19 protein-coding genes are annotated in these 21,113 nt (G+C 67.9%); 12 read left to right on the top strand and 7 right to left on the bottom strand.

Features of this window, described 5'->3' with window-relative positions; all coding sequences use genetic code 11:
• Positions 1-100 precede the first annotated feature (100 nt).
• The 6 genes from H0523_RS21630 to H0523_RS21605 all read left to right on the top strand — a co-directional run bounded on the left by H0523_RS21630 (position 101) and on the right by H0523_RS21605 (position 8,392).
• Positions 101-1,084 (top strand): M23 family metallopeptidase, encoded by a 984-nt coding sequence (locus tag H0523_RS21630; protein ID WP_054433507.1) that lies wholly within the window; start codon positions 101-103, stop codon positions 1,082-1,084.
• Positions 1,085-1,258: 174 nt separating this feature from the next.
• Entirely contained in the window at positions 1,259-3,994 is a 2,736-nt protein-coding gene (gene secA / locus H0523_RS21625; protein ID WP_054433508.1) for a preprotein translocase subunit SecA, read from the top strand.
• Positions 3,995-4,006: 12 nt separating this feature from the next.
• Positions 4,007-4,726 (top strand): VOC family protein, encoded by a 720-nt coding sequence (locus tag H0523_RS21620; protein ID WP_054433509.1) that lies wholly within the window; start codon positions 4,007-4,009, stop codon positions 4,724-4,726.
• A 182-nt stretch (positions 4,727-4,908) separates the two neighbouring features.
• A complete protein-coding gene (locus H0523_RS21615) occupies positions 4,909-5,652 on the top strand; it encodes a GntR family transcriptional regulator (RefSeq protein WP_054433575.1) in 744 nt (247 codons plus the stop codon).
• Positions 5,649-6,638, top strand: a complete 990-nt coding sequence (locus H0523_RS21610) for a tripartite tricarboxylate transporter substrate binding protein (protein ID WP_054433510.1) — start codon at positions 5,649-5,651, stop codon at positions 6,636-6,638. The genes H0523_RS21615 and H0523_RS21610 overlap by 4 nt, the downstream gene beginning before the upstream one ends.
• 59 nt (positions 6,639-6,697) lie before the next feature.
• Positions 6,698-8,392: a thiamine pyrophosphate-binding protein gene (locus tag H0523_RS21605; RefSeq protein ID WP_054433511.1), complete on the top strand. Its 1,695-nt coding sequence runs from the start codon at positions 6,698-6,700 to the stop codon at positions 8,390-8,392.
• Between the two features lie 78 nt (positions 8,393-8,470).
• On the opposite strand, the gene H0523_RS21600 is transcribed toward H0523_RS21605, so the two are convergent.
• Positions 8,471-9,007 (bottom strand): cysteine dioxygenase family protein, encoded by a 537-nt coding sequence (locus H0523_RS21600; protein WP_054433512.1) that lies wholly within the window; start codon positions 9,005-9,007, stop codon positions 8,471-8,473.
• A gap of 164 nt (positions 9,008-9,171) precedes the next feature.
• Here H0523_RS21600 and H0523_RS21595 point away from each other — a divergent pair, with 164 nt between their 5' ends.
• The 3 genes from H0523_RS21595 (at position 9,172) to H0523_RS21585 (ending at position 11,343) form a co-directional block, all read left to right on the top strand.
• Entirely contained in the window at positions 9,172-9,951 is a 780-nt protein-coding gene (locus H0523_RS21595) for an SDR family oxidoreductase (protein WP_054433513.1), read from the top strand.
• 103 nt (positions 9,952-10,054) lie between these two features.
• The gene (locus H0523_RS21590) at positions 10,055-10,513 is read left to right on the top strand and encodes an Lrp/AsnC family transcriptional regulator (protein WP_006388798.1); all 459 of its coding nucleotides are present in this window, start codon (positions 10,055-10,057) and stop codon (positions 10,511-10,513) included.
• 218 nt (positions 10,514-10,731) lie between these two features.
• Positions 10,732-11,343, top strand: coding sequence for a gamma-glutamylcyclotransferase (locus H0523_RS21585; RefSeq protein WP_054433514.1), 612 nt, complete (start codon positions 10,732-10,734; stop codon positions 11,341-11,343).
• Positions 11,344-11,421: 78 nt separating this feature from the next.
• Here H0523_RS21585 and pagP read toward each other — a convergent pair whose 3' ends face one another.
• From pagP to H0523_RS21565, 4 genes are all read right to left on the bottom strand, one after another.
• Positions 11,422-11,976, bottom strand: a complete 555-nt coding sequence (gene pagP / locus H0523_RS21580; protein WP_054433515.1) for a lipid IV(A) palmitoyltransferase PagP — start codon at positions 11,974-11,976, stop codon at positions 11,422-11,424.
• Positions 11,977-12,107: 131 nt separating this feature from the next.
• Positions 12,108-13,580 carry a magnesium transporter gene (gene mgtE / locus H0523_RS21575; RefSeq protein WP_054433516.1) on the bottom strand — a complete coding sequence of 491 codons (1,473 nt, stop codon included), beginning with the start codon at positions 13,578-13,580 and terminating at the stop codon, positions 12,108-12,110.
• A gap of 10 nt (positions 13,581-13,590) precedes the next feature.
• Positions 13,591-14,001, bottom strand: a complete 411-nt coding sequence (locus H0523_RS21570) for an acyl-CoA thioesterase (protein WP_006392972.1) — start codon at positions 13,999-14,001, stop codon at positions 13,591-13,593.
• Between the two features lie 103 nt (positions 14,002-14,104).
• Complete coding sequence (locus H0523_RS21565) at positions 14,105-15,193, bottom strand: YeiH family protein (RefSeq protein ID WP_054433517.1); 1,089 nt, start codon at positions 15,191-15,193, stop codon at positions 14,105-14,107.
• Between the two features lie 140 nt (positions 15,194-15,333).
• Between H0523_RS21565 and H0523_RS21560 the strand changes: the two genes are divergently transcribed.
• Positions 15,334-16,233 carry a LysR family transcriptional regulator gene (locus H0523_RS21560; RefSeq protein WP_054433518.1) on the top strand — a complete coding sequence of 300 codons (900 nt, stop codon included), beginning with the start codon at positions 15,334-15,336 and terminating at the stop codon, positions 16,231-16,233.
• Positions 16,234-16,240: 7 nt separating this feature from the next.
• On the opposite strand, the gene H0523_RS21555 is transcribed toward H0523_RS21560, so the two are convergent.
• A complete protein-coding gene (locus H0523_RS21555; RefSeq protein WP_054433519.1) occupies positions 16,241-17,437 on the bottom strand; it encodes a M20 aminoacylase family protein in 1,197 nt (398 codons plus the stop codon).
• A 76-nt stretch (positions 17,438-17,513) separates the two neighbouring features.
• On the opposite strand from H0523_RS21555, the gene H0523_RS21550 reads away from it, so the two are divergent.
• Positions 17,514-19,214, top strand: coding sequence for an AMP-binding protein (locus tag H0523_RS21550; RefSeq protein ID WP_054433520.1), 1,701 nt, complete (start codon positions 17,514-17,516; stop codon positions 19,212-19,214).
• A 28-nt stretch (positions 19,215-19,242) separates the two neighbouring features.
• Here H0523_RS21550 and H0523_RS21545 read toward each other — a convergent pair whose 3' ends face one another.
• Positions 19,243-20,118, bottom strand: a complete 876-nt coding sequence (locus H0523_RS21545) for an inositol monophosphatase family protein (RefSeq protein ID WP_054433521.1) — start codon at positions 20,116-20,118, stop codon at positions 19,243-19,245.
• A 131-nt stretch (positions 20,119-20,249) separates the two neighbouring features.
• On the opposite strand from H0523_RS21545, the gene mnmC2 reads away from it, so the two are divergent.
• Positions 20,250-21,113 (top strand): tRNA (5-methylaminomethyl-2-thiouridine)(34)-methyltransferase MnmC2 (mnmC2, locus tag H0523_RS21540; RefSeq protein WP_180180141.1); only part of this gene is annotated, 864 nt, incomplete at its 3' end.

Here is a 21,113-nt window from a genome sequence, read left to right as displayed (position 1 = left end):
ATTTTCCCCTCGCCGGCTGGAACTGGAACGTTGACGGTATGAAGTGGGTCTATTCATCCCGGCTCTGAGAATTAGGAAGCAAACCTTGAAAATCGTGATTATGCACGCCCGCGACGGGCAGGACGGGCATTTCACCCTGGGAGGCGCGCGCTTGGCGTTGTTTCTGGGGGGCGCGCTGATGACGGCCGCCATCTTTGGCGCCGCCCTTCAGCGCTACATTACACCCATCCTGCCCGCCGTACACACGGTCGGCTGGCCGCTGTCCGAACAGCCGGGACGCGATGCGGACTTCCTGCGCGGCAACATGAACCTGCTGGCCGCCAAGGTGGGCGCGCTGCAGGCCAAGCTGGCCAGCATCGATGGCCTGGGCCAGCGGGTGGCCAAGGTGGCGGGCGTGGCCTACACCGATCCCGAAGTGGCCAAGCAGCTGACGTCGGTTCCGGCCGACCCCCAACATGCCCCCGAGGCCACCCAGGTGATGGACGATCTGTTCACCGAGGGCACGCCGCCCAGCGCCGCCTCGGCCGAAGCCCTGGGCCGCCAGCTGGACGAGATCCAGGAACGGCTGGCCCTGCAGACCGACAACCTCAAGCTGCTGGACGCGGCGCTGACCCGGCGTTCGGCCGACCAGGCCCGCATGCCGACGGCGATGCCGATCACCGATTACCCCTATCTCAGCTCTTCCTACGGCTGGCGCCGCAACCCGGTGACCGGGCGCTCGGCCATGCATGAGGGGCTGGACTTCGCCGCGCCGCCGGGCACGCCGATCCTGGCGGCCTCGGGCGGCGTGGTGCTGGAAGCCAAGTTTCAACCCGGCTACGGCAACATGGTCGAGATCGACCATGGAGACGGTCTGATTACACGCTATGCCCATGCCTCGTCCCTGATGGTCAAGCAGGGGCAGCTGGTCGAGCGGGGCCAGCAGGTGGCGCGGGTCGGTTCGTCCGGCCGTTCCACCGGGCCGCACCTGCATTTCGAGGTCCGCCTGGCCGGACAGCCGCTGGATCCGCGGCTGTTCCTCGGGCCGCAGCAGAATGCCCCGCCGACGGTGGCGCAAGCCGGCGGCGGCAGCGCCGCGCGCTGACGCCCGATCCGGGCTACAGTGCCACCCTGGCCATAGGTCCAGGCTATTACGCGCCAGGTGCGTTAAACTGGTTCGTTTCCCAGCGGACCCCCGCTCAACCAAATAAATCAAGTCACGGGCGACGCCGCCCTGGCCCCATGCGGGCGCGGCGGGGCTCGTGCGGCCGACATACGCATGGTTTCTCTGCTCAAAAAACTCATAGGTAGCCGCAACGACCGGCTGCTTAAGCAGTATCGCAAGCTGGTAACCCAGATCAATGGGCTGGAGCCCAAGATCTCCGCGCTCTCCGATGCGGAGCTGGCGGCCAAGACCGCGGAATTCCGTTCCCGCCATGCACAGGGCACGTCGCTCGACGACCTGCTGCCCGAAGCCTTCGCCGTCGTGCGCGAGGCTGGCAAACGGGTATTCGGCATGCGCCACTTCGACGCGCAGCTGCTGGGCGGCATTGCCCTGCACAGCGGCAAGATCGCCGAAATGCGCACGGGTGAAGGCAAGACGCTGATGGCCACGCTGCCGGTCTACCTGAACGCGATCGCCGCCAAGGGCGTGCACGTGGTCACGGTGAACGACTACCTGGCCCGCCGCGACGCCGAGTGGATGGGGCGCCTGTATCACTTCCTGGGCCTGTCCACGGGCGTGGTGGTGCCGCAGCAGCCGAACGAGGAAAAGAAGGCCGCCTACGCCGCCGACATCACCTACGGCACCAACAACGAATTCGGTTTCGACTACCTGCGCGACAACATGGAATACCGTGTTGACGACCGGCGCCAGCGCGGCCTGTTCTACGCCATCGTCGACGAAGTGGACTCGATCCTGATCGACGAGGCGCGCACGCCGCTGATCATCTCCGGCCAGGCCGAAGACCACACCGAGCTCTACATCCGCATGAACGCGGTGCCGCCGCTGCTGACCCGCATGGCCAGCGAGCCCAAGCCGCAGGAACCGGAACCCGAGGGCGACTACTGGGTCGACGAGAAGAGCCAGCAGGTCTACCTGTCGGAAGCCGGCCACGTCAACGCCGAAGGCATCCTGGCGCGCCTGGGCATCCTGCCCGAGGGCGAGTCGCTGTACGACCCGCGCCACATCGCGCTGATGCACCACCTGATGGTGTCGCTGCGCGCCAATACGCTGTTCTTCCGCGATCAGCAGTACGTGGTGCAGGATGGCGAAGTCATCATCGTCGACGAATTCACCGGCCGCCTGATGGTGGGCCGCCGCTGGTCCGATGGCCTGCACCAGGCGGTCGAGGCCAAGGAAGGCGTGAAGATCCAGCACGAGAACCAGACGCTGGCGTCGATCACCTTCCAGAACTACTTCCGCATGTACGAGAAGCTGTCCGGCATGACCGGCACGGCCGATACGGAAGCGTACGAATTCCAGGAAATCTACGGGCTCGAGACGGTCATCATCCCGACCAACAAGCCCATGATCCGCAAGGACCAGAACGACCAGGTCTTCAAGACGGATGCGGAAAAGTACAACGCCATCCTCGAAGACATCCGCGACTGCCACGAACGCGGCCAGCCGGTGCTGGTGGGCACCACCAGCATCGAGAACTCCGAGCTGCTGTCGGGCCTGCTGAAAAAGGCCAAGCTGCCGCACGAAGTGCTGAACGCCAAGCAGCATGCGCGTGAAGCCGAGATCGTCGCCGAAGCCGGCAAGCCGGGCCACATCACCATCGCCACCAACATGGCGGGCCGCGGCACCGACATCGTGCTGGGCGGCAGCGTCGACAAGCAGATCGACCTGATCCGCGCCGACGAATCGCTGTCCGAAGCCGAAAAGACCGCGCGCATCGAGAAGGTCCGCGCCGACTGGAAGCCGCTCAACGAGCAGGTGAAGGCCGCTGGCGGCCTGCGCATCATCGGCACCGAGCGCCACGAATCGCGCCGTATCGACAACCAGCTGCGCGGCCGTGCCGGCCGCCAGGGTGACCCGGGTTCGTCGCGCTTCTACCTGTCGCTGGAAGATTCGCTGATGCGCATCTTCGCGGGCGACCGCGTGCGCGCCATCATGGAGCGCCTCAAGCTGCCCGAGGGCGAGCCGATCGAGGCCGGCATGGTGACGCGTTCCATCGAGACCGCGCAGCGCAAGGTGGAAGGCCGCAACTTCGACATCCGCAAGCAACTGCTGGAATACGACGACGTCGCCAACGACCAGCGCAAGGTGCTGTACTCGCAGCGCAATGACGTGCTGGAAGCGGCCAGCGTCGGCGCCACGGTCGAGAACCTGCGCGACGCCGCGGTGGTCGACCTGTTCAACACCTACGTGCCGCCGGAATCGGTGGAAGAGCAGTGGGACATCCCCGCCCTGCAAAAGGCGCTGGAGGCCGACTGGCAGGTCCACCTGCCGTTGACCGAGATGCTCGAGAAGGAAGCCAACCTGACCGACGAGGATCTGCGCGAACGCGTGATCGCGGCGGCCCGCGACATCTATCAGGGCAAGGTCGACCAGGTCGGCACCGAGTCGTGGTCGCAGTTCGAGCGTTCGATCATGCTGCAGGCGATCGACACGCACTGGCGCGAACACCTGTCGGCGCTGGATTACCTGCGTCAGGGCATCCATCTGCGCGGCTATGCGCAGAAGAACCCCAAGCAGGAATACAAGCGCGAAGCCTTCGAACTGTTCTCGGGCATGCTGGACCGCATCCGCGACGACGTGGTGCGCGTGCTGATGACGGTGCGCGTGCAGTCGTCCGAACAGGTCGAGCAGGCCGAGGCCGAAGCCGCCCAGTCCCACGTGCAGAACGTGCAGTATCACCACTCCGACTACGACGAGGCCCTGGCCCAGTCGGCCGAGGACACGGGCGCCCAGCCGGTGCGCAACGTGCTGCCCAAGGTGGGCCGCAACGATCCGTGCCCGTGCGGCAGCGGCAAGAAGTACAAGCAGTGCCACGGCAAGCTGGTCTGAGCGGATAACGCCATGCTGCATGCCGTCGGCCAGACCGAGTTCGACCACGCCGTGGTCATGGTGCGGGACCGGCTGGATGCGCTGGCGCCGCACTTCGAGCGCCAGGGTTTCCACCTGAGCGATAAGGCGGTGCACAACCTCGGTTCGTGCAACCGCCTGATCGTGCTCGAAGGCACCTACGTCGAACTGCTGGGCTGGCCGCCCGGCGCGCCGCCGGCGCGCAAGGAAATCGCCGATTCGCCCTTCGGGCTCGAGGCGCTGGTGTTCCGCACCTATGACGCCGAGGCCACGCGCGAGCGCCTGCTCAAGGCGGGCTTCGCCGTCAATCCGATGCAGGAACTGTCCCGTCCCGCCATGCTGGATGGCCAGGAAGTCGAGGCCCGTTTCCATACCGTGCGTTTCGCCGAGCAACCGCTGCCCGGCATCCGCATGTATTTCTGTCGCCACCTGACGCCCGAGTGCGTCTGGTCGCCCGAGCTGATGGCGCATCCCAACGGCGCCCGCGGCCTGCTGCGGATCGACGCCCGCGCCGCCCAGGCGCGCCAGGTGGCCGAACGGCTGGCGCTGGTGGCCGGCGTGACGGCCGAAGCCGCCACGGGCGGCTGGGACGTGCCGCTGGCCAATCTGCGTATCCACGTGCGCGAGGACGCCACGGCGGTGACGCCGGTGCTGTCCACGCTGACGCTGGAAAACCGCGACGGCGCTCATTACACGCTCGACACGGGCGTCTGATCCTGACTTCCGCGCGCGGTTGCCGCGCGGGTCCTTTCCCTGTCTGATCTTCCCGCCTCCAAATTTTGGGGGACGGATTGTTGTCGCGCGTCTTGCGGGCAAACCCGGGTTGTGGCGCAAAGTGTATGCACTTTAGTATGCACTTCATCCCCACCCGGAGCGCCCAGGCGGCCGACACCCTCATGACGCCATCCCGACCCGCAGCCCGCACCATGGCCGGCCAGGCCGAGCTGTACAACGCCGTCAAGGCGATGGCGGTGAGTTTCGAGTTCAAGCCGGGCGAACGCATCAACGAGGTCGAGCTGGCCCGTCGCCTGAACGTGAGCCGCACGCCCCTGCGCGAGGTGCTCAACCAGCTGATGGTGGAGGGCTTCCTGACCCGTTCGGTGAACCGCGGCTTCATCGCGCGGTTGCTGGACGCCAAGCAGATCCACAGCCTCTATGAATACCGCGCGGTGCTCGAGGCCGGCATCGTGCGCGCCGCCTGCGAGCGCGCCACCGACGAGGAGCTGGCGGCGCTGCGCGCGTTTGTCGAACGCTCGCGCGACGTGCCCGAGGACAGCGACGCGACCCGCCTGCTGGAGCTGGACGAGGCATTCCACCTGACGCTGGCGCGCTATTCGCGCAACGAGGAATTCGTGCGGGCGCTGGAAAGCGTCAATGCCCGCATCCATTTCGTGCGCTGGATCGACATGCAGCAGGGCCGCCGCAGCCATACCCAGGGCGAGCACATGCGCATCGTCCAGGCGCTGGAGCGGCGCGACATCGACGCCTTGCCGGACATGATGCGCAGCCACATCGGCCGGCGGCTGGACCAGATCACCGATGTCATTCGCACCGGCTTTTCAACGATTTACATGCGGGACCAGGCCGAACCCGCCACGGTAGCGCCGGCCAACACCACAACAGCAGGGGAAAAAACATGACCTACACAACGATGCGGCGCGCCTTGGCGGCCGTTTGCGCGCTTGCCGCGCTGGGGGGCGGATTGGCCGCCGCGCCCGCCCGGGCGGAAGACAAGCCGCTGATCCTGGTGGTGCCGTATCCGCCGGGCGGCAGCACCGATATCCTGGCCCGCATCCTGCAGCCGCGGCTGTCCAAGGAGCTGGGCGGGCGCGCCGTGGTGGTGGAAAACCGCCCGGGCGCCGCCAGCCAGATCGCCACCGCCTTCGTGGCGCGGGCCGAGCCCGACGGCAGCACGCTGCTGGTCAGCTTCGACAACCACGGCATCAATCCGGCGGTCAAACCCAAGCTGCCCTACGACACCTTCAAGGACTTCGTCGCCATCACCCAGACCGTGCGCTTTCCGCTGGTGCTGGGCGCCAACCCGGGCGTGCCGGGCGACAACCTGAAGGACTTCCTGGCGGCCGCGGCCAAGCAGCCGCCCAACAAGTTCAACTACGCCTCCACCGGCGTCGGTTCGCTCAATCACCTGGCGCCGGAGGAACTCAAGCGCCTGTCGAAGGTGGAGCTGCTGCACGTGCCGTACGGCGGCGGCGGACCGGCCATCCAGGCGGTGGTGGGCGGTCAGGCCAACATGACCTGGCTGAGCTTCGCCGCGCTGCGCGGCCAGATCCAGGCCGGCAAGATCAAGCCGCTGGCGGTGGCCGGCGAGAAGCGCCTGCCCGACCTGCCCAACGTGCCGACGGTGGCCGAGTCCGGTTTCCCCGGGTTCGTCGCCTATTCGTGGAGCGGCATGTTCGCCCCCAAGGGCACGCCGGAGGCGACCGTGAAGAAGCTGACGCAGGCCTTCAACACCGTGCTGGCCGATCCGGACGTCAAGAAGAAGCTGGAAGAGGCGGGCTTCGAGATCGTGGCGTCGAACGGCCCGGCGCTGGATGCCTACGTGAAGGCGGAATACGACCGCTGGAGCAAGTTCATCAAGAGCAGCAACATCAACCTGGATAACTGAGCGGCCCGCGGCGGGGCGCGATCGCGTCCCGCCCGGTCCGCGCATCGCGTGGAGAAGACATGGATACCTTGACCGGCGCCGAAGCAATGGTGCGGATGCTGCAACACAACGGCGTCAAACATATTTTCGGCCTGTGCGGCGATACCAGCCTGCCGTTCTACGACGCGCTCTACCGGCTCGATCATGGCATGCAGCACATCCTGACCCGGGACGAGCGCAGCGCCGGCTACATGGCCGACGCCTACGCCCGCGTGACCGGCAAGGTCGGCGTGTGCGAAGGGCCGAGCGGCGGCGGCGCGACCTATCTGCTGCCCGGGCTGGTGGAGGCCAACGAGTCGTCCATCCCGGTGCTGGGCATCACGTCCGACGTGGCGGTGGGCTCGCGCGGCAAGTACCCGCTGACCGAACTGGACCAGGAGGCCCTGTACCGGCCGCTGACCAAATGGAACCGCACCATCGACCGCGCCGACCAGATTCCCGGCATGGTGCGCGCGGCGTTCCGCGCCATGACCACCGGCAAGCCCGGTTCGGCGCACCTGTGCTTCCCGTATGACGTGATGAAGCAGCAGGTCGATGGCGCCGATGTCTGGGCCCAGCCGGAACACGCGCAATTCCCCTCGCTGCGCTACGCGCCGGATCCGGCCGACGTGGCGCGCGCGGCGCAGCGCCTGGTCGGCGCGCGCGCGCCGGTCATCATCTGCGGCGGCGGCGTGGTGATCGCCGGCGCCAGCGGCGCGCTGCAGGAACTGGCCGAGAGCCTGAAGGCGGCGGTCTGCGTGACCGTCAGCGGCCAGGGCAGCCTGGCCGACACGCATCCGCTGAACGCGGGCGTGGTGGGCTCGAACGGCGGCGTGATGGCGACGCGCGACGTGGTGGCCGCGGCCGACGTGGTGCTGTTCGTCGGCTGCCGCGCGGGGTCGACCTCGACCGAGCACTGGCGCTTCCCGAACCGCGACGTGCCGATCCTGCACATCGACATCGATCCGATGGTGATCGGCGCCAACTACCTGACCGAAGTCGGCATGGTGGGCGATGCCAAGCTGGCCCTGCAGGCGCTTGGCGCCGAGGTGCAGGCGCGCCTGGCGCACCGGCCGTCCGACGCCGCCGACGGCGCGGTGCTGGCCGGCCGCGCCAAGGCCGCGCGACGCGCGCAGCTGGAGCCGCTGGCGAACAGCCTGGATGCGCCGATCCGCCCCGAGCGCGTGGTGCAGTCGCTCAATCGCCTGTTGCCCGACGACGCTGTGGTGTGCGCCGACCCCGGCACGCCGTGCCCGTATTTCTCGGCCTATTACGACGTGTCGCGGCCCGGCCGCCACTTCATCACCAACCGCGCCCATGGCGCATTGGGTTTCTCGATGTCGGCGGCGCTGGGCGCCTGGGTCGGCCGGCCGAACGCCAAGTGCGTCTCGGTGATGGGCGACGGCAGCTTCGGCTTCACCGTCGGCGAGCTCGAGACCATCGTGCGCCACAAGGCGCCGCTGCTGATGATCGTGTTTTCGAACTCGGTCTATGGCTGGATCAAGGCCAGCCAGAAGGCCGGCTACGACAAGCGCTACTACAGCGTGGACTTCGATCGCACCGACCACGCCCGCATCGCCGAAGCCTATGGCGTGAAGGCCTGGCGGGTCGAGGATCCGGCCAAGCTGGACGCGGCCATCAAGGCGGCCATGGAGCACGACGGCCCGGCGCTGATCGACGTGGTGGCGCAGCCGCTGCAGGATGCGGCGGCGCCGGTCAGCCAGTGGATGGGCTGAGGCGCAGGCAAGACAGGGCGGGGCCATTGGCCCCGCTTTTTTTATGGGGATCCCGTTGCGAAGACTGGCATCCCGCGGTCAATGCGTGGCGGGCGTCGGCACCAGGTGATTGACGCCGGTGCAGAGGTCGGCCTGGTCCACGCCATAGATGTGCAGGGACACCGCGACGCCGGGGCCGGCATTGCCGAGCCGGTGGATCTGGCGCAGGCCCGGGGCGGCGGTGACGACGTCGCCCGGCCGCCGGCTGACCTCGCCGCAGGCAATGGCCGCGGCGGCGACCGGGTCCCAGCGGTAGTGGGTTTCGGCCAATTCGCCCTGCAGGACCTGGTAGGTGCACCAGGTCTTGTGACCATGCACCGGGCTGAATTGCCCCGGGCGCCAGATCAGGTAGGCGACGGTGAAGGCGCCATGCGGATCGGCGTAGGCGATGTGGCGGGTGTAGGTGTCGGCGCGGCCGGCGCGCAGGTCTTCGGGCAGGGCGCGCAGCATATCGCCGGCATTGGCGACGCTGCTGGCCAGCTCGCGCAGCAGGGCGCGGGCCGCGTTCATCTGGGCGGCCTGCACCGATTCGCACAGCGAGCGCAGGTCTGCGGTGGCAAGTTGGACGGAGGTCATGGGCAGGCCCCTGGATGACAAGGTTTCATCTTAGGGATTTGCGCTGGAATGCCTTTGCCAAATTCGGCCGTCCCGGCCCGAACATTAGAAAAAATTTCCACCCCCGCGGCGGCCCGCCGCTCCTATACTGGTCCGCTTCACGGCACCACTCTGGAGAGTCAGGCATGGATCTGGGGATCAGCGGCAAGACGGCATTGGTATTCGGCGGCAGCCGCGGCATGGGCCGGGCCTGTGCCCTGCAATTGGCGCGCGAGGGCGTGGCGGTGACCATCGCGGCGCGCAATCCGCAGACGCTGGAGCAGGCCGCGACCGAGATCGCGCGCGCCACGGGCATCGGCGTGGGCTGGGTCTCGGCCGACCTGACGCTGCCCGAGGGGCGCGACGCCGCGCTGGCCGCGTGCCCGCACCCCGATATCCTGATCAACAACGCCGACGGCCCCATGCCCGGCGATTTCCGCGACTGGAGCCATGACGACTGGATCGCGGCGCTCGATTCCATGATGCTGGGCCCCATCGACATGATCCGCCGCGTGGTCGACGGCATGATCGAGCGGCGCTTCGGGCGCATCGTCAACATCGTCTCGCGCAGCGTCAAGGCGCCGCACGCCGAGCTGGGGTTGTCCAACGGCGCGCGCGCCGGGCTGATCGGCTTCGTCAGCGGCCTGGCGCGCCAGACCGTGCGCCACAACGTCACCATCAACAACTTGCTGCCGGGCGCCTTCGCCACCGACGCGCAGGCGCGTCACATCCGCGGCATGCTGGAGGAAGGCGGCAAGACCTTCGAACAGCTGTGGGACGAGCGCGGCCGCGCCAGCCCGGCCGGCCGCTACGGCCAGCCCGAGGAGCTGGGGGCGCTGTGCGCCTATGTCTGCTCGGCGCACGCGGGCTACATGACGGCGCAGAACATCCTGCTCGATGGCGGCGGCTACCCCGGCACGTACTGAATCCGCGCCCCGGGCGGTCCGTGGGGCTGCTTAGGGTGTTCCGCGGCTGGACGCGGGCGGGGTGTCAGGGCAAGATTGCGGCGATATCGCTTGAGGAATCCCCATGGACCAGACGGACATCAAGATCTTGGCGTTGCTGCAGAAGGACGCCACCTGCTCGGTCGCCGAGATCGCCGAGCAGGTCAATCTGTCCGTCACCCCCTGCTGGCGCCGCATCCAGAAGCTCAAGGACGATGGCGTCATCGCCCGCAACGCCATCCTGCTGGACCCGCGCGCGCTGGGGCTGAACCTGACCGTGTTCGTCTCGATCAAGACCAGCCAGCACAACGAGAAATGGACCCAGAGCCTGATCAACGCGGTCATGGCGCTGCCGAATGTGGTCGAGTTCCATCGCATGGCCGGCGACATCGACTACCTGCTCAAGGTGGTGGTCGAGGACATGGCGGCCTATGACCGCTTCTACCGCCGCCTGATCGCCGCGGTCGACCTGCTGGACGTCAGCGCCAGCTTCTCGATGGAAGTCATCAAGAGCACCACCGAACTGCCGCTGGACGCGCTCTAGGCGGACCGGCCGGCCGGGCTGCCGGCGGCCGTCCGGCCGGGGTGAAAGCGGTCCTTGGGGCGGAGCGCAATTTTTTTCCCTGGCGCCGCCTTCCGGCGAATACAAATTTCTTTCGGCGTGTTGCGCGCGGCCCATCTCGCAATTCTTTTGCGCGGCAGGCGGCGTAGCATATCCGTCATTCCCGCCATGGGAATGAACCCGGGATATCAGAGGACCCTATGTCGTTGGCAGTACCCGCCGGCTGTGCCGGATTGGCGAAGGCGCAACCCGCGTCGGTGGAAGAGCTTTTGGTGGGATGGAACGGCACCGACGACCTGTGGGTGTTCGCCTACGGCTCCCTGATCTGGCATCCCGGTTTTGCCTGGCGCGAACGGCGCCTGGCCACGGTGCGCGGCTATCACCGCTCGCTGTGCCTGTGGTCGCACGACCATCGCGGCTCGCCCGACAATCCCGGGCTGGTGTTTGGACTGGATCGCGGCGGCTGCTGCCGCGGCGTGGCGTTCCAGATTGCCGCCTGTGACGTGCCTGCGGTGTTCGAGGCGCTGTGGCGCCGCGAGATGGTCACCGGCGCCTACACGCCGCGCTGGCTGGCCTGCCATACCGAACAGGCGCCGGTGCGCGGGCTGGTGTTCCTATTGAATCGCGCCTGCCAGGAATACGCCGCCGACCTGAGCGACGACCGCCTGCTGGCGTCGGTGCGCAATGCGGTCGGGCATTCGGGCCCGTGCCTGGATTACGTGGTGGAAACCGAGAAGGCGCTGCGCGCCCACGGCATCGATGATTGGCGCCTGGGCGAACTGGTGCGCCGGCTGGGCCTGCAGCCCTGCTGAACGGGCGGCCCGCCGGCGGGCCATTGGAACGCGCTGCGGCGGGCGCCTGGGAAAGTCCCGCGGCGTCGCGCCGGGCCGTCAGAAGGCCCAGCGGCCGAACATGAACAGCACGTTGCCCGCGCCGCGCGAACCGGGAATGTAGGTGGCGTACAGCATGGTGTCCTTGTAGCCGGCCGAGACCAGCGGCAGCACGCCGGGGAAGGGCACGTAGCTCATGATGTCGTGGCGCGCGGTCAGGAAGACCGTATAGCCGGCGCCCAGCCGGAAATTCTCGCTGACCCGTCCGATCTTCAGGAAGCCATAGCCGGCGATCGGCTCGACCTTGCTGTGGGAATCCAGGAAGGCCATGGCGTACAGGCCCTGCCAGTCGCCGTCTTCGTCGTAGATGCTGCGGCCATAGCCGCCGCCCCAGGCCAGTTCATTGAAGCTGTTGATTTTTTCGCGGCTGTACATGGCGCGGTTGTGCCAGGCGTAGCCGCTGAAATAGAGGTCGTTGCCGCCTTCGGACCAGATCTGGTCAAGGCGCTGACAGGCGGATTGGGCCCACGACGGCAGGTTGTCGCAGGCATGCGCGGCGGCGCTGAAAGTGGAGAGCAGCAGGCAAAAAAGCGCTGCCCGGAGTCTGGCGGTCATTGCAGGGACAGAAAATGATGACAACCTCGTTACTGTAACGGAGCAGTCGCCATATTGACTGTCATGCCGCTGTCAAATAAGCGTTCAGGACATCCCGTGAAACATTCGTGCGTGGGTCCGTTGCAGACGCGCTACAGCAGGAAAATCGTGGCCAGGCCCAGGAAGATGAAAAACCCCAGGGAGTCCGTCGCGAAGGTCAGCAGGACCGAGGATCCCATGGCCGGATCCTTGCCGAAGCGGGCCCGCACCATCGGCACCAGCACCCCGACCGAGGCGCCCACCAGCATGTTGCAGACCATGGCGGCCATCATCACCAGGGCGATCGACAGCGAGTGCGAAATCACCCAGGCGAACAGGGCCGCCACCAGGCTGCCGCACAGCCCCACCATCAGGGTCACGAACAGTTCGCGCTTGACCAGCTGCCACAGGTTGCGGCCGGTGATCCGGCCCATCGCCAGGGCGCGGATGATCAGCGTCATGGTCTGGTTGCCCGAGTTGCCGCCGATGCCGGCGACGATGGACATCAGGAACGCCAGGATCACGATCTGGCTGACCGTGCCTTCGAATTGCGAGGCCACGAACGACGCCGTGGCCGCGGTACAGAGGTTGAACAGCAGCCAGGGGGCGCGGTTGCGCAGCGCGGTGCTGACCGGGGCGAAGATGTCTTCCTCCTGCAGGCCGGCGCGCGACAGGGCCTGTTCCTGCGAGTCTTCGCGCATCACGTCGACCACGTCGGCGATGGTGACGCGGCCGATCAGGCGGCCCTGGTCGTCCATCACGGGGGCGGACACCAGGTCGTAGCGTTCGAACGCGCCGGCGGCGTCGGCATCGGAATCCAGCGGGTTGAGCGTCAGGAAGTCGGCGTTCATGACCGCGCGAACTTCGGTTTCAGGTTCGCTGACCAACAGCCGCGATAGCGGCAGGATGCCCTGCAGCTTGTCCTGGCGGTCGACCACGAAGATCTGGTCGGTGTGGTCGGGCAGTTCATGCAGGCGGCGCAGGTAGCGCAGCACCACTTCGAGCGTGACGTCCTCGCGCACCCGGACCATCTCGAAGTCCATGATGGCGCCGACGCTGTCTTCCGGATAGCCCATGGCTTCCAGCAGCTGCGCGCGCTCTTCCTCGGTCAGGCCCTTCTGGACCTCGGCCACCACGTCCGGCGGCAGGTCGGGCGCCAGGTCCGCCAGTTCGTCGGCGTCCATGTTGCCGGTGGCGGCTACCAGGTCCTGGCGGTCCATCGCCTCGATCAGCGATTCGCGCACCCAGTCTTCAACCTCGAGCAGCACGTCGGCGTCGTGCTCGGGGCTGACCAGCTTCCAGATCGTCTGGCGTTCATCCTTGGGCAGCGATTCGAGGATGAAGGCGATGTCCGAGGGGTGCAGGCCGTCCAGCAGGGTCTTGAGCTCCGCCTCGTGCTGGCGGTGCACCAGGTCTTCGACCAGGTTGGCCTTGGCGTCGCCTTCTTCCTGGCGATGCACCAGGTCGGCGACCAGCTGCTGGCGGCGCAGGCGCTCCTGGACTTCCGCCAGGGCGTGCTGCGCGTCTTCCGGGTCGAGGCGGCGGGGCGTCGCGGGCGGTTTCTGCGCGGCGGCGGACTGCGTCATGCGATACGGCTCAAAGAATGGGGAGAGGGCGGCTGCGCCGCGCTTCGTCGGTGGCGACGTAGGTCAGCGTGGCTTCGGTGACCTTGACGACTTCGGCATCCAGGCGCTGGCGTTCCGCGTAGACCTCGACCGAGACGGTGATGGAGGTCTTGCCGGTCTTGATGATGGAAGTATAGAAGCTGAGCAGGTCGCCCACGAACACGGGCTGCTTGAACTGGAACGCGTTGACGGCGACCGTGGCGACCCGGCCGGCCGCGCGGCGGGCGGCGGGAATCGACCCGGCGATGTCGACCTGGGACATGATCCAGCCGCCGAAAACGTCCCCGTGGATGTTGGCGTCCGCGGGCATCGGCATGACGCGCAATACCGCGTCGCGATTGGCGGGCAAAGTCGTGAAGGGGGTTTTGGTGCTGGAGGTCATGCGGCCGGCTCCAATGCAAGGCAACCAGCCGATTATGCAGGAAAAACGGGGCGCCGGCGCGGGCCGGCGCCCCGTCGGGACGCTTTATCGAAGCGGGTGTGGATCAGGACGCCAGCTTGACGATGCCGTAGCCGCCGACCAGCAGCCAGACGTACAGGATCAGGCCCAGCGCCATCACCCGCGGACCGGCCTTGCGGATGTTGGCGAAGCGGGTCTCGATGCCCAGCGCGGTCATGGCCATGGTCAGGGCGAAGACGTCCAGGCGGCGGATGGCGGCGACCACGTCGGCGGGGATGATGTTGAGCGAGTTGATGATGGCCAGGACCAGGAAGCCGACCGCGAACCAGGGAATCGGCAGCCTGGCGCCCTTGGCGTTGCCGCCGGCATGGCTGGCGGCGCTGCGCAGGTACAGGCCGAGGATCAGCAGCACCGGCACCAGCAGCGCGACGCGGGTCATCTTGACGATGGTGGCGACTTCCGTGGTGGCGGGGTCGATGTTGCTGGCCGCGCCGACCACCTGCGCCACTTCGTGGATGGTGCCGCCGATGTAGATGCCCAGCGACTGGGTGTCGAACGGCAGCCAGCCGGCGTGGTACAGCACCGGGTACAGGAACATCGACAGCGTGCCGAACAGCACCACGGTGGCGACCGCCACGGCGCTCTTGTGCGGCTGCGCCCGCAGGGTCGGTTCGAAGGCCAGCACGGCGGCGGCGCCACAGATGGCGCTGCCGGCGGCGGTCAGCATGGCGGTGTCACGGTCCAGCCCGAGCAGACGCTGGCCGACCCAGGTGCCAATCAGCAGCGTGCCCACCACCACCGCCACCGAGACCGCCAGGCCCGGCAGGCCGACGGCGGCGATCTGCTGGATGCTGATGTTCAGGCCGTAGAAGGCCACGGCGATGCGCAGCAGGCGGCGCGCGGTGAAGTTGACGCCCACGCCCCAGTCGACCGGCATGGTGCCGCGCAGGAAGTTGCCGTATAGCATGCCACAGACGATGCCGACCACCAGCGGCGAAAAGCCCAGCTGGCGGATGGCGGGCAGGTCCGCCAGCTGCATGACCGCGGCCGACATCAGGCCGACGAACAGGACGCCGTTGAGCTTGTCGCGCCAGGGCGTGGCGGTGGCGGCCGGGGAGGCTGGCGCGGCGGGGGCGGCGGCCTGTTGGGGGACGGTGGTGCTGGCGGTGCTCATGGCGGGCCTTTGTGCATATCTAAATAACTGGACGAAATATTAATTTCATAGCCGTTATTTGGAAAATTTTCATTTTTGATATGAAATATCGGAAATTCTGATAATCAAGCCGCCGTGGCGGCCCCGGCCTGGAACGATCCATGACGCCCGATCAATTGCTCACCTTTGCCACGGTGGCCGATGCCGGCAACATCAGCCGCGCGGCGCAGCAGCTGCACCTGTCGCAGCCGGCCGTGTCGGGCCAGCTGCGCGCCTTGCAGGAATGGTTCGGCGAACCGCTGTACCGCCGCAGCGGCCACGGCATCGCCCTGACCGAAGCGGGCGAGCGCCTGGCCGAGCAGGCGCGCCAGCTGCGCCAGGTGTATCGCCAGGCCCAGGCGGTGCGGGAGTCCTGGCGCGGCCTGGAAACCGGCGCGCTGCGGCTGGGGGCCAGCACCACGCCCGCCAGCTACCTGCTGCCCGCCCTGGTGGCGGATTTCCGCCAGGCGTTCCCGGCCGTCAGCCTGCACCTGTCCGATGGCAATACCCGCGAGATCGTCGAGCGCCTGCCCGCGCTGGACCTGGCCTTCATCGAGGGCGACGTGCCGACGGGCCTGCCCGCCGATACCGCGGTGCACGCGTGGCGGCAGGACGAGGTGGTGGCGATCGTGCGCGCCGATCACGCGCTGGCCGGCAAGGGCGCGGTGACGCTGCGCGACTTGGCGCTGTCGGCGCTGGTGATGCGGGAACCGGGGTCAGGCGTGCGGCGGCTGGTCGAGCGGGCGTTTGCCGATGCCGGCCTGGCGCCGTCGATCGGGCTGGAGCTGGCCGGGGTGGAGGGGGTGAAGCAGGCGGTGCGCGCCGGACTGGGCGTGGGTTTCGTGTCCGCCATGTCGATGCGGCACGAGGACGGCGCGCTGGCCGCGTTGCGGCTGTTGCCGCGGCCGCTGACGCGCACGCTGAGCATCCTGGTGCCGCACGCGGATGCCGCCGCCCGCGCCGCCCAGCGCTTCCTGGCGATGTGCCTGGCGGTGCGGACGGGGCAGGGGGGCGGTTTCTAGCGGGAGGTCAGGGCTTGGCCAGGCGCTTGAGCGCCAGCTGCACCCAATAGGTGCCGCCCAGCGCCAGCAGGTCGTCGTTGAAGTCGTAGCTGCCGTTGTGCAGCATGCACGGGCCCAGGCCATGGCCGGCCGCGCGGTGGTCGCCGACGCCGTTGCCGATCCAGACGTAGCAGCCCGGCAGTTCCTGCAGCATGAAGGCGAAGTCCTCGGCGCCCATGGTGGGCTGCACGTGATCGTTGACCTTGTCGTCGCCGACGATGTCGCGCATCACGTCGGCGCAGAACGCGGCTTCCTCGGGATGGTTGATGGTGGGCGGGTAGTTGCGCTGGAAGGTGAACTCCACTTCGCAATCCATGGCGGCGCAGGTGTGGCGCGAGATCTCTTCCATACGGCGTTCGATCAGGTCCAGCACCTCGAGGGTGAAGGTGCGCACCGTGCCGCGCAGTTCGGCGTGGTTGGGCACCACGTTGTCGGCGCTGCCGGCGTGGATCTGCGTGATGCTGAGCACCGCGGCGTCGAGCGGATTGCGGTTGCGCGTGATGATGGTCTGCAGCGATTGCGCCAGTTGCACCGCCGCCATCACCGGGTCGATGCCCAGGTTGGGCATGCCGGCATGGGTGCCCTTGCCCTTGACCACGATGGAGAATTCGTTGCTGGAGGCCATGATGGGGCCGGCGGTCACGCCGAACTGGCCGGGCGCCATGCCGGGCCAGTTGTGCATGCCGAACACGGCTTCCATGGGGAAGCGCGTGAACAGGCCGTCGTCGATCATGCGCTTGGCGCCGCCGCCGCCTTCCTCGGCGGGCTGGAAGATCACATAGACCGTGCCGGCGAAGTCGCGGTGCTGCGCCAGGTAGCGCGCGGCGGCCAGCAGCATGGCGGTGTGGCCGTCGTGGCCACAGGCGTGCATCTTGCCGGCATGCTTGCTGGCGTGGGCGAAGGTATTGGCTTCCTGCATCGGCAGGGCGTCCATGTCGGCGCGCAGGCCGACGGCGCGTTCGCCGGGACGGTCGCCGCGGATGATGCCGACCACGCCGGTGCCGCCGAGGCCGCGATGGATTTCAATGCCCCATTCTTCGAGCTTGGCCGCGACCACGTCGGCGGTGCGGAATTCCTCGAACGCCAATTCGGGATGCGCGTGGATGTCGCGTCGGATCTGGGAGATATCGTCGCGCCAGGCGACGATGGGATCGAGGAGTTTCATGGGAAGAATCAGGCGGAATTTGGGAACGCAACAAGGTTATCATCAATCAAAAACCAATTTAATGGAGACAAACACCATGACCCGTCCGTGGCTTGCCCATTACCCGAAAGGGGTGCCCGCCGATATCTCCATCGACGGCTATGCGTCGCTCACCGACCTGCTGGACCGGGCCTGCAAGCAGTACGCGACCCGCATCGCCTGCACCGCCATGGGCAGCGACATCACCTATGCGCAGCTTGACGCGCATGGCCGCGGGTTCGCCGCCTGGCTGCAGAGCCTGGGGCTGCCCAAGGGGTCGCGGGTCGCGCTGATGATGCCCAACGTGCCGGCCTACCTGGTGGCGCTGCTGGGCACGCTGCGGGCCGGCCACGCGGTGGTCAACGTCAACCCGCTCTATACCCCCGATGAACTGCAGCGACAGTTGCAGGACAGCGGCGCGGCGGTCATCGTCATTCTGGAGAATTTCGCCCACACGCTGCAGAGCGTGACCGACCGCGGTCAGCTCAAGCACGTCGTGGTGACCGGCCCGGGCGACCTGCTGGGCGGCCTGAAGGCGCCGCTGGTGAACCTGGCGGCGCGCTATATCAAGAAGCTGGTGCCGGCGTGGCATATCGACGGCGCGCAGATGCTGCCGAAGGTGCTGGCCAGGGGAGCGGGCCTGCCGTTCACGGCGCCGGTCATCTCGATGGACGACCTGGCGGTGCTGCAATACACCGGCGGCACCACTGGCGTGCCCAAGGGCGCCATGCTGACGCATCGCAACCTGACGTCCAACGTGATGCAGATGGAAGCGGTGGCCTCGCCCGCGCTGCATGACCTGGCGGGGCAGCAGATCACGATCCTGAGCGCGCTGCCGCTATACCACGTGTTCGCCATGACGGTCTGCGGCCTGTACGGGCTGCACGCCGGCATGCGCAACGTGCTGATCATCAATCCGCGCGACCAGCCATCGCTGATCGGCGCGTGGCGCAAGACGCCCATCAATGTGTTCCCGGGCGTCAATACGCTGTTCAACGCGCTGGTCCACAACGAGGATTTCGCCAAGCTGGATTTCTCCGGCTTGCGGCTGACGCTGGGCGGCGGCATGGCGGTGCAGCAGGCGGTGGCCGAGCGCTGGCTCAAGGTCACGGGCCGGCCGCTGGTCGAGGGCTATGGCCTGTCCGAAACCTCGCCGGTGGCCACGGTCAATCCGACCGACACCGACGCCTACTCCGGCGCCATCGGCCTGCCGCTGCCGTCCACCGATGTCGCGATCCTGGATGACGCGGGCAACGAGGTGGCGCTGGGCGAGCGCGGCGAAGTGGCCATCCGCGGGCCGCAGGTCATGGCCGGCTACTGGCAGAAGCCGGAAGAGACCCGCCACGCCATGACCGCCGACGGCTTCTTCCGCACCGGCGATATCGGCATCATGGACGACAAGGGCTACACCCGCATCGTCGACCGCAAGAAGGACATGATCACGGTGTCCGGCTTCAAGGTCTATCCGAACGAGGTCGAGGCGGCCGTGGCGCAGATGCCGGGCGTGCTCGAATGCGCCGCCATCGGCGTGCCGGACGAGCATTCGGGCGAGGCCGTCAAGGTGTTCGTGGTGAAGAAGGATGCGTCGCTGACCGAGGCCCAGGTGCAGCAGTGGTGCAAGGACAAGCTGACCGGCTACAAGCGGCCGCGCTTCGTCGAATTCCGCGACGAGCTGCCCAAGAGCAACGTCGGCAAGATCCTGCGGCGCGAATTGCGTCCGGACGCCGAGGCCGCCGCGCCGCAGGGCCAGGCGGCCTGATCGCGCGGGTCGCGCGGGCGGCCGGGCCTCAGCCCGGCTGGTCCAGGTGCGGGGCGATCATCTCGTGCAGGGCGCGTTCGATGTCGGGATTGCCGGCCACGACGCGCCCGCCGATGGGCCAGGAGTCCTGCTGGTGCATGTCGTTGCAGGCGCCGCCGGCTTCGCGCACGATCAGCGTGCCCGCGGCCACGTCCCAGGGCGCCAGTCCCATTTCCCAATAGCCGTCGTAACGGCCGCAGGCGGTCCAGGCCAGGTCCAGCGCGGCCGCGCCCATGCGCCGCACGCCGCGGGCGCGGTTGATGGCGTCATGCAGCATCGGCATGTACTGGCTGGCGAAGGAAAAGTCGCGGAAGGGAAAGCCGGTTGCCAGCACGGCGTCGTCCAGCGTGCGGGTGCGCGAGCAATTGATGCGGCGGCCGTTGAGCCAGGCGCCCAGGCCATATACGGCGGTGAACAGCTCTTCGCGGCAAGGGTCGTAGACCACGCCGGCCACGGGCGTTTCGCGGGCCAGGCGTTCGGTGGGGGACACCGCGGTGCCGGCGTGCGCGATGAGCGCGATCGACACGGCGTAATGCGGAATGTCGTGCAGGAAATTGGTGGTGCCGTCGAGCGGGTCGATGTACCAGGTGGCGGCGCCTTGCGCCTGACCGCCGGTCTCTTCGGCGACGATGCCGAACTGGGGCGTGCGCGCCTGCAATTCCTCGATGATCGCGGCCTCGGCCTCGCGGTCGGCCTGGGACACGAGATCGTTGCGCGCCTTGCGATCGATCACGAGATCGGCGCGATGATGCGCGTAGGATTGCAGGATGGCCGCGCCGGCGTGGGCTGCCGTGACCGCGGCGTCGAGCGCGGCGCACAGGTCTACGGGCGAGGCGAGCGAGCGGGGCGGGTCATAGGTTTCCATGAAACCAGTGTAAGCCCAGCCATGCGTCAAATCCGTGGCGGCGCGGCAAAAGCCCGGACGCCCGTGGCGCGCATCCAACGCAGCCGGCCGCGCCAGCCGATAATCCATCTTTTCCGATCGCCGCCGTTTCCATGTCTTCGTCCTACGTGCCCCTGACCCCCGCGGTCGCTGAATTCGATGCGCAGGGCCGGCTCTATAGCCCGGCCTATGGCGACGTGTACCACTCGCCGTCGGGCGCGCTGGGCCAGGCCGAACACGTTTTCCTGCGCGGCAACGGCCTGCCTGAACGCTGGCGCGGACGCGGCGCCTTCACGGTCTGCGAGACCGGTTTCGGCCTGGGGCTCAATTTCCTGGCGTTGTGGCGCGCGTGGCGCGATGATCCGCAGCGCTCGCGCACCCTGCACGTGGTGTCGCTGGAGGCGCACCCGTTCGGCCGGGCGGACTTGCAGGCCTTGCTGGCGCGCCATGCGCCCGAGCCCCTGGCCGCGCTGGCGGCGCAACTGGCGGCGCAGTGGCCGGCCTTGCTGCCCGGCCTGCACCGGCTGGAATTCGAGGGCGGCGCGGTGACGCTGACGCTCGGTTTCGGCGATGCGCAGGCGCTGGCGCCGCGGCTTGCGGCGCGGGTCGACGCGTATTTCCTGGATGGTTTCGCGCCGGAGCGCAATCCGCGCATGTGGCAGGCCGCCTTGCTCAAGGACCTGGCGCGGCTGGCCGCGCCGCAGGCTACGGTGGCCACCTGGGCCTGCACCGGCGAATTGCGCCAGGCCCTGCGTGATGCGGGGTTCGATGTCCGGCGGGCGCCGGGCTATGGCGGCAAATGGCACATGACGGTGGGCACCGCCACGCCCGGCGCCGACGCCGCGCCGGCCGCGGCGGCCGAGGAGGGCCGTCATGCGCTGGTGGTGGGGGCGGGCCTGGCGGGGGCGGGCATCGCGCAGTCCCTGGCGCTGCGAGGCTGGCGCGTGACGGTGCTGGATGCGGCGCTGGCGCGGGGC

It is taken from the genome of Achromobacter insuavis (genome assembly GCF_902859645.1).
GTDB classification, from domain to species: domain Bacteria; phylum Pseudomonadota; class Gammaproteobacteria; order Burkholderiales; family Burkholderiaceae_B; genus Achromobacter; species Achromobacter insuavis.
This window is presented reverse-complemented; position numbering and strand designations above follow the sequence as displayed.

Coding starts and splice junctions, on each gene's coding strand:
- H0523_RS21560 (WP_054433518.1), top strand. CDS start 15,334: ATGACGCCCGATCAATTGCTCACCTTTGCCACGGTGGCCGATGCCGGC.
- H0523_RS21620 (WP_054433509.1), top strand. CDS start 4,007: ATGCTGCATGCCGTCGGCCAGACCGAGTTCGACCACGCCGTGGTCATG.
- H0523_RS21570 (WP_006392972.1), bottom strand. CDS start 14,001: ATGACCTCCAGCACCAAAACCCCCTTCACGACTTTGCCCGCCAATCGC.
- H0523_RS21605 (WP_054433511.1), top strand. CDS start 6,698: ATGGATACCTTGACCGGCGCCGAAGCAATGGTGCGGATGCTGCAACAC.
- H0523_RS21585 (WP_054433514.1), top strand. CDS start 10,732: ATGTCGTTGGCAGTACCCGCCGGCTGTGCCGGATTGGCGAAGGCGCAA.
- H0523_RS21565 (WP_054433517.1), bottom strand. CDS start 15,193: ATGAGCACCGCCAGCACCACCGTCCCCCAACAGGCCGCCGCCCCCGCC.
- mgtE (WP_054433516.1), bottom strand. CDS start 13,580: ATGACGCAGTCCGCCGCCGCGCAGAAACCGCCCGCGACGCCCCGCCGC.
- H0523_RS21615 (WP_054433575.1), top strand. CDS start 4,909: ATGACGCCATCCCGACCCGCAGCCCGCACCATGGCCGGCCAGGCCGAG.
- H0523_RS21555 (WP_054433519.1), bottom strand. CDS start 17,437: ATGAAACTCCTCGATCCCATCGTCGCCTGGCGCGACGATATCTCCCAG.
- H0523_RS21595 (WP_054433513.1), top strand. CDS start 9,172: ATGGATCTGGGGATCAGCGGCAAGACGGCATTGGTATTCGGCGGCAGC.
- H0523_RS21600 (WP_054433512.1), bottom strand. CDS start 9,007: ATGACCTCCGTCCAACTTGCCACCGCAGACCTGCGCTCGCTGTGCGAA.
- H0523_RS21590 (WP_006388798.1), top strand. CDS start 10,055: ATGGACCAGACGGACATCAAGATCTTGGCGTTGCTGCAGAAGGACGCC.
- H0523_RS21630 (WP_054433507.1), top strand. CDS start 101: ATGCACGCCCGCGACGGGCAGGACGGGCATTTCACCCTGGGAGGCGCG.
- H0523_RS21550 (WP_054433520.1), top strand. CDS start 17,514: ATGACCCGTCCGTGGCTTGCCCATTACCCGAAAGGGGTGCCCGCCGAT.
- secA (WP_054433508.1), top strand. CDS start 1,259: ATGGTTTCTCTGCTCAAAAAACTCATAGGTAGCCGCAACGACCGGCTG.
- H0523_RS21610 (WP_054433510.1), top strand. CDS start 5,649: ATGACCTACACAACGATGCGGCGCGCCTTGGCGGCCGTTTGCGCGCTT.
- pagP (WP_054433515.1), bottom strand. CDS start 11,976: ATGACCGCCAGACTCCGGGCAGCGCTTTTTTGCCTGCTGCTCTCCACT.
- H0523_RS21545 (WP_054433521.1), bottom strand. CDS start 20,118: ATGGAAACCTATGACCCGCCCCGCTCGCTCGCCTCGCCCGTAGACCTG.